At 52.6% G+C, this 13,804-nt stretch carries 10 protein-coding genes and 5 pseudogenes; 5 read left to right on the top strand and 10 right to left on the bottom strand.

Features of this window, described 5'->3' with window-relative positions:
- Positions 1-4 precede the first annotated feature (4 nt).
- From MO767_RS05475 to MO767_RS05440, 8 genes and pseudogenes are all read right to left on the bottom strand, one after another.
- Positions 5-415 (bottom strand): FdtA/QdtA family cupin domain-containing protein, encoded by a 411-nt coding sequence (locus MO767_RS05475; protein WP_282479706.1) that lies wholly within the window; start codon positions 413-415, stop codon positions 5-7.
- Positions 402-1,376, bottom strand: coding sequence for a GNAT family N-acetyltransferase (locus MO767_RS05470; RefSeq protein WP_282479705.1), 975 nt, complete (start codon positions 1,374-1,376; stop codon positions 402-404). The genes MO767_RS05475 and MO767_RS05470 overlap by 14 nt, the downstream gene beginning before the upstream one ends.
- Positions 1,373-2,296, bottom strand: a complete 924-nt coding sequence (locus tag MO767_RS05465) for a hypothetical protein (RefSeq protein ID WP_282479704.1) — start codon at positions 2,294-2,296, stop codon at positions 1,373-1,375. The genes MO767_RS05470 and MO767_RS05465 overlap by 4 nt, the downstream gene beginning before the upstream one ends.
- Positions 2,293-2,970 carry an acetyltransferase gene (locus MO767_RS05460; protein WP_282479703.1) on the bottom strand — a complete coding sequence of 226 codons (678 nt, stop codon included), beginning with the start codon at positions 2,968-2,970 and terminating at the stop codon, positions 2,293-2,295. Before MO767_RS05460 ends, MO767_RS05465 begins: the two co-directional genes overlap by 4 nt.
- Before the next feature lie 10 nt (positions 2,971-2,980).
- Entirely contained in the window at positions 2,981-3,730 is a 750-nt protein-coding gene (locus MO767_RS05455) for a hypothetical protein (RefSeq protein WP_282479702.1), read from the bottom strand.
- Positions 3,731-4,025: 295 nt separating this feature from the next.
- Positions 4,026-4,284: pseudogene (locus MO767_RS05450) on the bottom strand (IS66 family transposase); the annotation flags it as partial.
- Positions 4,285-4,867: 583 nt separating this feature from the next.
- Positions 4,868-5,956 carry an acyltransferase gene (locus tag MO767_RS05445; RefSeq protein ID WP_282479701.1) on the bottom strand — a complete coding sequence of 363 codons (1,089 nt, stop codon included), beginning with the start codon at positions 5,954-5,956 and terminating at the stop codon, positions 4,868-4,870.
- A gap of 450 nt (positions 5,957-6,406) precedes the next feature.
- Positions 6,407-6,623, bottom strand: a pseudogene (locus tag MO767_RS05440) (transposase domain-containing protein); the annotation flags it as partial.
- A gap of 5 nt (positions 6,624-6,628) precedes the next feature.
- Between MO767_RS05440 and MO767_RS05435 the strand changes: the two are divergent.
- Positions 6,629-6,823: pseudogene (locus tag MO767_RS05435) on the top strand (transposase domain-containing protein); the annotation flags it as partial.
- 158 nt (positions 6,824-6,981) lie between these two features.
- Here the strand turns inward: MO767_RS05435 and tnpB are convergent.
- On the bottom strand, positions 6,982-7,149 hold the full coding sequence (gene tnpB, locus MO767_RS05430) for an IS66 family insertion sequence element accessory protein TnpB (RefSeq protein WP_282479700.1): 168 nt from the start codon (positions 7,147-7,149) through the stop codon (positions 6,982-6,984).
- 430 nt (positions 7,150-7,579) lie between these two features.
- Between tnpB and MO767_RS05425 the strand changes: the two genes are divergently transcribed.
- Positions 7,580-11,185 carry a glycosyltransferase gene (locus MO767_RS05425; protein ID WP_282479699.1) on the top strand — a complete coding sequence of 1,202 codons (3,606 nt, stop codon included), beginning with the start codon at positions 7,580-7,582 and terminating at the stop codon, positions 11,183-11,185.
- A gap of 72 nt (positions 11,186-11,257) precedes the next feature.
- Here the strand turns inward: MO767_RS05425 and MO767_RS05420 are convergent.
- Positions 11,258-11,446: pseudogene (locus tag MO767_RS05420) on the bottom strand (transposase domain-containing protein); the annotation flags it as partial.
- Between MO767_RS05420 and MO767_RS05415 the strand changes: the two are divergent.
- The 3 genes and pseudogenes from MO767_RS05415 to MO767_RS05405 all read left to right on the top strand — a co-directional run.
- Positions 11,435-12,337 (top strand): annotated as a pseudogene (locus tag MO767_RS05415) (UDP-N-acetylglucosamine 4,6-dehydratase family protein); the annotation flags it as partial. The pseudogenes MO767_RS05420 and MO767_RS05415 sit on opposite strands and share 12 nt — an antisense overlap.
- 112 nt (positions 12,338-12,449) lie before the next feature.
- Positions 12,450-12,785 carry a helix-hairpin-helix domain-containing protein gene (locus MO767_RS05410; RefSeq protein ID WP_282479698.1) on the top strand — a complete coding sequence of 112 codons (336 nt, stop codon included), beginning with the start codon at positions 12,450-12,452 and terminating at the stop codon, positions 12,783-12,785.
- Between the two features lie 206 nt (positions 12,786-12,991).
- Entirely contained in the window at positions 12,992-13,786 is a 795-nt protein-coding gene (locus tag MO767_RS05405) for an SDR family oxidoreductase (protein ID WP_282479697.1), read from the top strand.
- The last annotated feature ends 18 nt before the right edge of the window (positions 13,787-13,804 follow it).

Raw genomic sequence — 13,804 nt, 5'->3', positions numbered from 1 at the left:
AAACTCAACGAGACCGGACGGCGGCGACAAACTCGTCGTAGTCCCGATAATAATCGGACTCGTCGAATTCCATGGACACAAGGACCAGGCAGACAGACCCGGGATCGAAATTGAGCTCGGCCGCCCAGATCATGGGGGGAATATGCAAACCTTGCCACGGACGATTGAGGTGGATCGTCGTCTTCTCCATCCCGTCGTCAAGCGTGACATCGAAACTGCCGGACAGGCAGATCAACAGCTGGTGCAGTTCCTTGTGCGCATGCGCGCCACGGCCTTCCCCGGTCGGGATATCGTACAGGTAAAATACACGCCTGATATCGAAGGGAACGTGTCGTCCACTTTCCAGGAAAGTCAGGTTTCCCCGCGGATCGGTGATCTTGGGTAAATTGATGATTTTGCAATCAGACACAGACATGCTGAACACCTAGTAGATCAATATCATAATATTCGTGCACAGCACCTCCGCCTCCGTATTCATGCTTGTACTGGTAGAGGCCTTCATTGAGAACCGTGCCCTGACACTCGTTGCTCGTACCGAAGTCGAAATACCGGACCCCGGCTGAAAGGGCCTCGGTCGTGGCGTGATCGAACACTGCATCGAGCGCGGAAACCGAATAGGCCACCTCACTCGCCGCAATGTATTGCGCATGCCATGCCATGCGCGCTTTGAACACCACGACCCCCGCCTCGACTTGCCCATCGATCCTGGCGCAGAACAACTCGATCCCCCCAGGGAAAAGAGTGATCAACTGCTCCATCTCTTCCACGCTGTGTACGGGAGCCGCGCCGTGCTTGCGCTCCAGATTATCGTTCAGCACCTGCCACAATGCCCGCACCTGCTCGGTCCCCGTCACCACTGACACCGATTTAAGCGCCTTTTTCAGCCCGCGTCGGCGGCGTTCGGAAGGTTTTGCGCGATCGGCCAGATCAATTGTGCACGACAAGTCGCAGCGCGATCGGCGTGCGCCGAGCCGGAACAAGGCATAAAGATCGTCCTGCGACGGTCGAGATTGGTAGATATGGGGGACTGCCTTATATCGAAGACGGTCGTATCCGCTACTCCGGTAGTGTTCGCACAACCGCTCCAGCGCTTCGATCATCCTGGCACCGCATAGGTAGCCATCGTGGACAATGCCGCCATAGGTGATACCGGGATGGCTGACGACCATGGCGCGATCTGCAGGGGACTCCGCCGCTGGGAAAACGCCGACTATGCTGTCGGCGTGCATGAGCACAACCGATGCATCCATAAACCGGTCGCCATGGTAATCGAGAAAACGGCGCGAGTGCAGGAACGTGGCGTTTGCCGCATTCGCGCAGAATGCATTCCACGCTTCACTCAATGCTGGTTGATAGCGCACGATCTCAATGGTCACGGGATCAGCTCCGCGACGCAGAAGCCTTGCTCGCCAAAATTATTGCCGTTATAGAAACAGTACGTTTTGGCACCAACCGATATTACGGCGGAATACATGATTGCCTCCGCATCCACGCCCTCCGGCGATACATCGAGTCCCATTTCTTCATCTCGACGTACCCATTGAACCCCATCGCTGGACTCGGCATAGCCGAGACGATAGGCGGCAAAAGAACAGCGTCTGATCGAATAGAACATCTGATAATCACCGCGGTCGCGTTTGACGATCCACGGGCGGCCGAAACCGTGCTCGTCGTCACCCGTGAGCGCCATGGACAAGATACCGCGATCTGACCACGTCACTCCGTCGGCCGACTCCTGATACCGCAAGTCGTACACAGGCATCAGTTTTCCCCGCAGTTCGGTCCAGTCGCTGCCTGCGATGTACCACATCTTGAACACGTCAGCTTCCTTGACGACAAAACTCCCACAGCGAAACATTCGCTCGCTATCGCTACGATCCAGGATCGGGACCTTGCTGTAGCGCTCAAACGTCTCGCCGCCGTCATGACTGATCGCCAGCCCCGTAAAGATCCGGTACCGCGCATTCACGCAGAGCTCGAATCCCGCGTAGTACATATACACAGTTCGCGTATCGACGGGGACAAGACTCAGGGCCATCAAACCATTGTCATCAAACGTCCCCGGTTCGCCAATATCGAGCAATGGCGTTGTCGCGACCTTCAACACCCGGGTCGGATCCGAACTTGAGACATCGATATAACCCGGACGGCCGCGTCCCTTCTCGTCCAGGCATGTCAGATAGACACGGATGACATCATCGTTGAGTCGGTAAGGTATCGGGCCCATCGCATGTGTTCTGGCCCAATCTAGAGATCCATCAGGCTTCCAGACAACGCCCAGTTTATGCCACTTCATGTTCTGGCCTTGAAAAAACGTCGTGCGGATACTTTGGCTGGCTCCGGCTGCTCGCTTTTGAAAATACAATCAGGATCCGTGTTCTTGAGGATATTGACCCCAACACCCAGCCAATTATCGGCACCGATGACGACGTTATTGGCAATCGCCGAATTAACGCCAATGAAAGTATTTTTTCCGACCGTGCAGAATCCGGAAATAACAGCGTGAGAGGAGATAAAGCAATTGTCCTCGATCACCGAATGATGGCCAACGTGGTTTCCGCTCCAAAGCACGACGTTATTGCCAATTTTTACGAATGGCTGGATCGTATTATCTTCAAAGATGAAGCAGTGTTCGCCCAAAACCGCATTAGGCCATACAAACGCCCGGCTACTGATGTAACTCGCTGGTCGATAGCCCTTCGACTTCGCCTCCTCATAAAACCGCGTCCTCAGACGGTTGAGCTGGGAGTAAACAAGCGCCGCGTAGAACTCGACCTGTTCGGGATCGAAGAAGCGCTCAATCTCCTCAAGCGGCACGACAGGCAAACCAAACAACTCATTGCGTTCAAGAAATGCAGAGTTGACAGAGAAGCCGACGACTTCGTATTCAGAGTCCCGAGTAAAGCATTCGTAAGCGACCTCGGCGAAGGCACTGTCGCCCAGGATGACAACCTTTTTCGTTTTTATCATTTCCTGGCTCTCAAGTTCTGATGATGAGGATATCTTCGCGTCGGTTCGCCATCGGAAGTGCCTGGTCCTGCGGTAACAGATAGGCATCGAATCCTTGGAGCCGTGCCCGCTGGATGATCGACATCACGACGCAATCGTCAATCTGATCGTGTTCGATCTGGTTGAACTCGACGACAGGCGCATCATCCGTCTTCATATAGTCTTTATGAAAACGCACTCCGGTCTCACTGGAAAAAAAGCGCTTACGCTTGGAAATATTGGGTATGTCGCCTATCAACATCTGTCCGCCAGGCGCCAACAAGGAGAGCGAAACATCGAGAAATTGAAAGAAACCCACATCGATAAAGACATATTGCAGCACGCTATAGCATAGGATCGCGTCGACCTTTCCTGCGTTTCCAGCAACCCAGTCCGGGCATTGCGGATACATTGCTGGCACCTTTGCTATGAAGGGAGCGCTCTCAAGCAGATCCAACATTTCCTGGCTGTCGATCAGCGTCAAGGCATGACCATTCGATGCGCACTGGTCTATCAACATCTTGGGCAGATCGCTACAACCCGGACCGATATCGACAACTTGCTGGCCAGCTTTCTTCAGGTTGGTCAGCTTTGCGCAGATATCTTCGAAGATAACTGCTTCATAACCCTGACGATATGAGTCGGGAAACCCGATGCGCTCATATTTGGACAGCGACTCATCCTGTGCTAAGCGTCGGAAATCATCGAAGCCAACATGCTCAATTCGGTTAGGTGGCGCCATGTTCAATCCTCTAGAACAACACTTTCCCTTTACGCCGCAACGTTCGGGCCCATCTCTTTAATGTCGAAAGCGACAACCTGTGTCGGATTTCAGAAAAGTTGATCCCTGCCTCCCGCCAATTCAGGGGGGAGTCCATCACTTCCGGGATCGCAGAAGCCCATCATCCCAGAAAAGGTGGAACAATCCGAGGCGGCTCACAGAAAAATGTCATCCGCCCCACCTGGACGGAAACCACCTGAGTATTTATCAGATACCAGAGGAGTCGATCCAGAAAACGTTCGGCCTCGACGCGAAAGACAAGCATCGCCAACACACTGGGGTTGGCCATGCTCTTTTCGATCAATTGTGCTGGCTTGTCAGCGGTGACCGGCGCGCTTTCACCGCCAAGGCAGGCGCAGACCTTGCAGAGGTGTTTGATCATGCGGATCTGCATCGGCACGATTTCCTCGCTGGTTTCTTCGCCGATGGCGTGCTTGCGGCTCCCGCAAGCACAAGTCAGCTCGTGCTCGGGCAGTTTCGTGGATGACTTCGATACGAGGCAAGTCGGCGGGCAACTTTCACCCCATTTCTTGACATGCCATGTTTCCGGAGAGAGTGAGAATGTCACAGTATATATTGCCCATCGTTAGGCAACACCTTGGCCAACAAGCTTGAGCGCATCGCCTGGGTGATAGCGACCCGCCATACCGAGTTTGAAGCAGGGCCAGACACCTTGAGTGCCTGACCCTGTGGTTGTTGCAGTACCACGATTTACCTTTCAGGTTTTGCGATAGCTGAATAACGAATGACGTGGACGGCCCTCCGGCCTGGCGAAGAACCTGATCCATAAACCGGCTATATGAAGGCGCTGGGGTTTTTAGGATCGTCAGGCGCGACTCTCATCGTGGCGCGGGGCATGCCCCAGATAGACGCCGGATAGATTTAAGCAAGCCAACCACTTCACCCGCTAATCAGTATTGCAAAAACGGGGGTGACCATAGATTTATGGATCAGTTACGAAGAAGCTGATCCATAAACCGGGCATTATGAAACCCTGGGGGGTTTTAGGATCGTCAGGCGTCTGCGCTGTCGCGGCAGCCCCTGTAGCTCTTCATAGGTGACCTGAGTGACTGTTACATCATAAATACATACACTTGCTCAAGCCCCTGAATTGAGCTTCTCACCCACAACAGGATTGAACGCCGAATCGGCATCAACACCATTCGATACAGACCTGACTTTATTTTTTGGCTTGAATTTGAGAACCCTTTTTTCTATCAAATGCCAAGAGCCGTATCCCAAAATCAGAGTAATGCCCACTGTAACAACAAGGTAGGTTGAATAGGTAATGCCAGGGAGTTTTAGCAAAACAAACTGCTGAACCGGAAAAGCGTAGATATAAACTCCGTAAGAGCAGTCACCCACTTTATTAACCAAGCTCCCCAACCAACTTCTGGAAAGTCCATATGCCAAGACGACATACGGTAACGTAAGCCATAACAGGGCTTTCGAAAACGATAAATACGGTGCCAGAAGAAGGGTAATCATCACCATGACAGTTACGCCGGAGAGACTGGACCACCGTTCGAGCCCCCACTTCGCATAACATGCCCCAATCATGAAATAGATGCCTATCAACGGAATGTTTCTTACATCAGTACCGTGAACCACCAGCAAAGGCGCATCTCGCCAGCACCAAAAAACTACAATCAGCGCAAACAATGCTGCGGTAATTGTGTATGCAAGACGACCGCCTTTGAATAGAAGCCCAAGCGCCACCACTACCAAATACATGAAAAATTCAATAGGCAAACTCCATAGAGGACCATTGATCACATTGGCAACTCTGGAGTGTTCCAGCACGCCCGGCAAATAAAATACCGGACTTAAAATTATGTTCTTCAAGTACATAATAAATGCCAGGTCCGAGAAATACTGCTTGACTGTCAAAGTCGAAAAAACGGGACCAAGAAGAAACGAAGTTAGCACCACAACAACAATCAGGGCTGGAAATATTCGCAGCGATCGTTTAACTAAAAAGCTAATGACCGAAGGATCAAAACTCCAACTTTTTGAAATCAAATAACCACTAATGATAAAAAATATCGCGATCCCAAGCCCGCCATAGGAATCAATACCGATAAAAATCTCCGGAGTATTACCGTAAATATCGAATGAATGAGCATATAGCACCATCAACGCGGCAACCAACCGTAACAAGTTTAAGTTATTATCCTTGTGCAGCATGTATTTCCGCCTGACTTTAATTAAAAATGATAAGAAATTCTATTCTTCCAACAGCTCATTGGCCGTGTAGGGCAATAGGCCGGCGCTTCGTCAGGCCTGGGCTAATGTCTTCGCTGCAGGCCTGGATCACACGTATTCCCGTGCCGTGATTGATGACGCTGTGAGGATCATACAACGCCACTTGGTCCTCTTGCAGCTCAATCAGCCTATGCACCGTCCAACTGCGAGCTGGAGCGCGCTGCCATTCTGAAGGCGCTTGTGCTGCTGCCTCTGCCAAGACGTCGTTGCGATAAAGGCGTGTCGGGGAGGTCAGGAACGTAGGAGTTCCTGAGCCTTGGACCGCTCGTCGCCTGTCGTTTCGGATCCGGCAGGTCTCGGTATTGCGAGTTTCGAGGAGCTCACACTATCGTGGCGTAGGTCGCGCCCGGCGCTGCTGAGAGACGCCGTCGTTTATTCGTATGCAATCCACGAAGTACACCTACCGCCAGATGTGCTTCCCGTTGACCGTGACATGTCCGGTGAGCAGTTCCACGGCAACAACGTCTCGTAGTCGACCACCGTGCGCATGCGGCAGTTGCTCCAGTACGTGGCGCAGCTACGTATAGGGCTCCTGGCCGTTGACCTTGGCAGTTTCGACCAAGCTTTAGATCTGCGCACTGGCGGTGGCATCGTTGGCTGTTCAGCGATACGCCCAAAGGCGCGATGGCCAGCGCTCAACTTTACAGTTTGGTCGAGACGGCTAAAGCAAGCGGCCAAGAGCCCTATGCGTGGCTGCTCCACGCATTGGAGCGTCTGCCACAAGCCTCGAGCGTAGAAGACTTCGAGGCCTTGCTGCCATGGAACTGCACGCCGCAAATTTCAAGATAGCGACGGATCCCCACCTTTAAAATGTGGGGTTCATGGAGCGCTTACGATACGTTCAGCTCTTGTACGGTCAGCACGATAGCCTCATCAGTGACGTCGGGCGACGTTTTGAACCGTTCAGACACCAGGCGCTTAAGCCAAAGGCAGAAGCCGTTGCGCTCTCAATAAAGGATTTTCACTAGATTACGAAGGCGATTCAGAAAGACGAAAAGCACGGGGTCAAATACCGCGATGTTAATGTCCAACTCGACCAGCGCAGTCAGGCCGTCGATGGATTTTCGTAAGTCGACCGGCTTGGGGTACAGATACACTTTTTTTGACTTTGGCATCGGGTCGCATCATGGTGGGCGGGCTCCAGAAAAAATCGGGAGCACAGCATCCGAGATCAACTATGCGCTTTGAATGTGGAGTTTGTGGAGCGGTTACGATGGTCTTGCCTTTGATGCAGCGTTCGCTTGTGAAATGAGCGACTGAAGATTGAAAGATCATCGGGCTCAAAAGTGGGCAGACTTCCACCAGGCTTGCCATGACGAAATAATCTGAACAATCGTTGCATTGAGAAAGCAGATGGTAATATCAACGCTCTAATCTACCGGTACCGGCCCAAAGGCACGCACTTATCGGTTCGCAACCGGGAGACACTGAACGCCATTGCCATGCAGCATAATGCCGCCTACATCCATTCAATGACCGTGTTGCACTCAGTTCCTGCATTCGCCCTGTTTACCGGCGCTGAATTTTTCCAAGGACGATAGCCATTTGACTGCCAAGAAAATAATTATAGTTCTGAGCATGCACCGCAGCGGAACCATCACACTTGCGCGGGCACTCAGCACCATGGGCGTTGAGCTTGGTGACCCCCTCCATCCAATGGGTATGGACAATACGGTCAGTTTTTGGGAAGACAGCGGCGTCATTGCCGTCAACAACAAGCTGTTAAGCCAGCTCGGCTCTGCCTATGGCAGGGACCGTGTGTTGGATGTCGATCTGAATGGCGACACCGTCATCGATGAGATTTATCAGGAAGCCAAGGCTCTCATCACCGACAAAGCGCCTGACATCCCGATGTGGGGCATGAAGGATCCGCTGACGCTGCAGCTATTGCCTTTCTGGAAGAAACTGCTGAAAGAGCTCGAATTCGACATAAGCTATGTCATCGTATTACACAGCCCGTTGAATGGGCTGGAGCCTATACTGCAAGCGGTTGCTGACACTACTTCCGAGAATCGATTGTTCGTGGGTTACGATAACTTGCTGAACAATCCCCGTCAGGAACTTCTTCGCATTTCATCGGCGCTTGATCTACCAGCGCCGACCGAAGATGAGATATTGAAATACATCAATGAGTATCCAGACCCTGGCTTGCGTCACGCTCAGCACCTCGAAAGCGAACGGCTCAACGGCCAGATTGAACCAAAAATACTTGCCGATGCCAACCTGGAAAGTATTTCTTTAAAAGCGCAGATCGAAGCGCTAATGACCGAGACTGAAGCGGCGCACCACGCCACAACATTCAACAGCAACTTACCGTCGAAGACGACCATGAAAAACAACGAACAAGTAGATCAAGAACAATCCACCATCATTAAACTTTCCGATGAAAACGCCCGCCTCAAATCTGAACTGGAGAATCTAAGTTCCCAGCACAAAAAACTGGAAATAAATCTGGAAAAATGGAAAGCCTCTGAGGCGGGGATGAAACAAGAGTATATTCAAACACTGTCCAACTCGTGGGAGCGCTTATTTAACTCACGATTCTGGCGCCTGATCAGTTTAACGGACGTAAAAAAAAGGCTTCCGTCGATAATTCTTCCCAATGGAGAAGCTTTTGACGAAAACTACTACCTCGAAACTTATCCCGATGTTAAAGCGACCGGCATTCCCGCAGTCGTACACTATCTGTGCCACGGCATCCAGGAAGGCCGCCTAGGTGTCCCAAAGTCGATTTCGCAGGCTTCTCGCGACTATGCAGGCGAAAAGCAGATTCTCGCTGGCGGACTGCTCCATGAACCGACAGAGCCATTCAACGCCGACTTCTATCGAGCCATGTATCCAGTTCTCGCCTCGCTCGCTGATCCGGAACGGCACTTCCTGGATCATGGGCGGGTCGAAGGCTTGCTTGGCCGTATTCCGCTTATCGCTTTGAGTCGACCCATCGAGTCGCTGCCTATTGATAAGCCCACCATTCTGCTAGTCAGTCATGAAGCTTCGAGAACCGGCGCCCCAATTCTTAGCCTGAATATCGTCCAGCAACTCACCTCGAAATTCAATGTAGTGACACTGCTGCTTCGTGGCGGCCCGTTGGAAGGGTCTTTTATCGAGGCTGGAGCGATAGTTGCCGGCCCTGTGGATCTTTACCACAAAGAGACTTTCGCCAATTGGGTATTAGGCAAGTTCCTCGACACCTACTCATTTCAGTTTGCGATTGTGAACAGTGTGGAGTCCCATATAGTACTCAAGCCCTTGGCCGATCGCTATATCCCGACAATCAGTTTAATCCACGAGTTTGCTGTATATATTCGCCCCCGCACGAGAATCCAAAATGCATTGTTATGGTCAAGTCAAACCGTTTTCTCTGCCGACATCACACTCAACAGCGCAATACAGGTGCTGCCTGAGCTAGCTTCGTGCAAACTTCCCGTGTTGGCACAAGGCAAAAGCATTGTCCCTGGCGAGGCACACGATCCAGCTCATATCGAAGCAGAGAAGGCTATGCTGCAAAAGATTATGCGTCCGGATGGACCTGAAGATGACACGATCGTTATATTAGGCGCCGGCTGGGTACAAATCCGCAAGGGTGTTGACCTATTTATCGAGTGCGCGACCCGCGTAATCAATTCACCTATAGGTCATAAGTGCCGTTTTGTCTGGATCGGTAATAACTACAATCCAGAGAAAGATACTGATTACTCTATTTACCTTCAGGATCAGATTCAGCGCGCCGGAATCTCGGAGCGATTCAAGATCATTTCCGAAACAGCTGCCATTGAGCATGTCTATGCACTGAGCGACATGATGCTGTTGACCGCCCGTTTGGACCCATTGCCCAACGTTGCTATTGACGCCATGGTACTGGGCCTGCCAGTTCTCTGTTTCGACAACACAACGGGTGTTGCAGACATTCTTAAGCGTAATGGCCTCCAGGAAGAGTGTGTCGCGCCTTATCTGGACACCCATAAGATGGCTGACAAAATCATTCAACTGGCCTCGTCGAAAGACGCTCGGGATAAGGTCGGAGAGCAGGCCCGATCTCTGGCTGCACGCGAATTCAATATGTCCCGTTACGTCGAACAATTACTCGCCCTTACACAGGGTAATGCAGCCCTGTCCCGTCAGGAGCAGGTTGACGCAGCCACGATACAACAGGCCGAGGTTGTTGATTTAGACTACTACCCACCGGCAGGTGTGCAGCTATCAGGAGCTACTGAAGCTATTCGCCGATACGTGCGCTCGTGGACGCGCGGCGTGTTGCGACGCAAGTTGTTCCCGGGCTTTGATCCCCTCGTTTACAAGGATATGAATGCCTCGGTGATCGGAGCTAAGGATCCATTGGCGCACTTTCTGAGTGCCGGCCACCCCGAAGGGCCATGGAACTGGCAGAACCTTTCGTGGAAAGATCATTCCTCCAAATCCACCGATAGTAAGTCGCTGATATTTATAAGCCTGCGCTCTGCCGACTCTATCGAGCAAATCGTAAAGCTTCTCGTGAAAAAGTCAGCCCAGATTGATGTCGTCATTCTTGTTCCGGACGAACTGGCTGCTCTTACCGTCAAGCAATGTCTTCAGAAAGAGCAATACTCAGTACTGAGCATACTGGTGAGTGAAGATCAGCCATTACTTGCGATCTTCAAACACCTGGCGAGCGTTCCTTACCTGGATTACACAGCGATCGCGCATATCAATTTGAGCACCGACCCGATCGACATCGATTTCAGCGACCGGGAAACATATCAGCAATACCTGATCGAAAACATGATAGGCGGCAAGTACGATGCATTGGGAGTGATCGCGGGTCTCCTGAGCAGCGATTCATCTGATACCGCTCCGGGGCTGGTTTTCCCGGAAGACCCTAATATTCATGACGCTACTGCAGACTCGGTCATCATCTCAAGCCTTTGTCAGTCTCTTGGGTTCGACGCGCCCGCCTCACACCACCTTCCGTACCCGGTGAATGGATCATTCTGGGGAGCACCAACAATTTTGAGCAAGTTTCTCGCCGATGCTGACAGTTGGAAGTCGACGTTAAAGAGCCTGAAGCTTACTGCCGCAGAGCAGGAACAGATCCTTGCCCGTCTGCTAGCTGAAGCCTGCCGCAACGATGGCAAACAGATCGTCACCACCGTGGTTCCGGGTATCACCTATTAACGCAAGTGCAGCGCACCGCTAAAAACAAAGTAAATGCTCCATACCCCACCTACCGCAAGGTGAGGCCTTGGTTTACCTTGGCATTTCCGGTGAGCAGTTCCACGGCAACAACGCTTCGTAGTCTTCTACCGTGGATACATGCGGCAACCGCTCAAGTACGTGGCGCTGCCACGTATAGGGCTCTTGGCCGTTGACCTTGGCGGTCTCGGCCAAGCTGTAAATCTGAGCACTGGCGGTGGCGCCTTTGGGCGTATCGCTGAACCGCCATTGATGAAAACCTGGGGCGTAGACACCGTCTACCACGCTGCCGCTTATAAGCACGTCCCGATGGTCGAGCACAACATTGCAGAAGGCGTGCTTAACAACGTCATTGGCACGCTCAACACCGCTCAGGCTGCGTTGCAGTCCGGTGTGTCCAACTTTGTGCTGATCTCCACCGATAAGGCCGTACGTCCCACCAATATCATGGACAGCACCAAGCGTTTGGCCGAGTTGACCCTTCAAGCCCTCAGTCGTGAGATTGCCCCGGTGTTGTTCGGCGATAATGCCAATGTGTCTCGGGTCAACAAGACCCGTTGCACCATGGTGCGCTTTGGCAATGTGTTGGGTTCTTCCGGTTCAGTGATCCCGCTGTTCCACAGCCAGATCAAATCCGGTGGTCCGTTGACGGTCACGCATCCGAAAATCACGCGCTATTTCATGACTATCCCCGAGGCCGCACAACTGGTGATCCAGGCGGGTTCCATGGGGCAGGGCGGTGAGGTGTTTGTTCTGGACATAGGCGAGCCGGTGAAGATTGTCGAGCTGGCGGAGAAGATGATCCACCTGTCGGGCTTGAGGGTGCGTTCGGAGAAGAATTTGCAGGGGGATATCTCCATAGAGTTCACCGGGCTACGTCCCGGTGAGAAGCTTTATGAGGAGTTGCTGATCGGCGACAACGTGGCAGCGACCCAACATCCGATGATCATGACGGCGAACGAAGATCATCTGCCCTGGGATGTGCTCAAGGGACGTTTGAGGGAGTTGCTGATTGCCGTTGGCCATGACGATTACGCTCGCGTCCGCCAGCTCCTGCGCGAAACCGTCAGCGGCTACACCCCTGATGGCGATATCGTTGACTGGATCTACCAGCAACGTCGCCTCGAACCCTGATTGTTTCACATCCTGTAACGGACACATTTTTGACAGGCTCCAGACATCGCCTAAGTTTGGGAGGCAGCTTCGGAAAAGCTGCTTTCTCAATCGATGTCATGGAGCGTCATTTATGCGTACTGGCTATTTCTACTCTCTGGTTTTTGCCCTGCTCACCAGCGCCTCTATTGCTGCCATTGCTGCGCCGACGGCCAAGCCTGAGGCTGGCAACGCACCCTTGGTGCTGGAAGTTTCTCCCAAGGCACAGTCCGGCAAGGTCGATCTGAATCAGGCCGATGCGCCAACCCTTCAGCGCGAGTTGGCCGGTGTGGGCGAGGCCAAGGCCAAGGCGATTGTTGCCTATCGTGAGAGTAATGGGCCGTTTGCGTCTGTGGACGAGTTACTTGAAGTGAAGGGAATCGGTAAGGCGATTCTGGATAAGAATCGCGAGAAGCTTGAGGTGAACTAAGCTTATACGTCAGCGCCAGAGGCCGGTCATTGATCGGCCTTTTTGCTTTCTGGCGAACGCTGTGAGGATGAGCCTTTCGTCGATACGAGAAAAATTACGGCTATCATACGCGAATAAGATTATGCCTATAATAAAAGACTTTTCCGCCAAGGCATCTGAGCCTCAGGCGTTTGTCTTTCCCTTAGGCATCTCCCAGGAGCACAGTCATGAACTCTGTCCAGTCCCAAGGTACGGCCCTCGTCACCGGTGCTTCTTCCGGTATCGGTGCGATTTACGCCGAGCGGTTGGCGGCGCGTGGTTTTGATTTGTTATTGGTCGCCCGTGATCAAGAGCGGTTGGAAGCAGCGGCGAGCAAGTTGCGCGCCGAACATGGCGTTCAGGTTGAGGTACTCAAGGCGGATCTGACGCAAAAGGATGAGGTGCTGAAGCTTGAACAGCGTCTTCGCAGCGATTCAAGTATCAGCCTGTTACTGAACAACGCCGGTGTTGCAGCGGATGGTTTGTTGGCCAATGCCGACATGGATCAGCTGGAACGTTTGATTCAACTGAACGTGACAACGGTCACGCGGCTGGCCTCGGCAGCGGCCGCCAGTTTTACCAAGGCGGGTCGGGGGACGATCATTAATATCGCGTCGGTGGTGGCGTTGTTTCCTGAGCGCTTCAACGCAACTTACAGCGCCAGCAAGGCTTATGTGTTAAGTCTGACGCAGTCGTTGAACGCCGAACTGGAGGGCACCGGGGTCAAGGTGCAGGCCGTGTTGCCAGGCGTAACACGCACCGAAATATGGGAGCGCTCCGGTATCGACGCGACCCAGATTCCGGCGGATATGGTCATGGAAGCCGGGGAGATGGTTGATGCAGCGTTGTCGGGTCTGGATCAGGGTGAGTTGATCACCATTCCTTCGTTACCGGATGCGGCCGACTGGGATGCCTTCGTTGCGGCGCGTCATGTAATGGCACCGAATCTTTCCAAAAGTAAGGCCGCCACGCGTTACACGTGAGGCGTCATGAATCGGCTT

The sequence above is a fragment of the Pseudomonas sp. UYIF39 genome (assembly GCF_029963765.1).
Classification (GTDB): domain Bacteria; phylum Pseudomonadota; class Gammaproteobacteria; order Pseudomonadales; family Pseudomonadaceae; genus Aquipseudomonas.
Note: the sequence above shows the minus strand (reverse complement) of the source record. Positions and strands in the feature narration are given on the sequence as shown.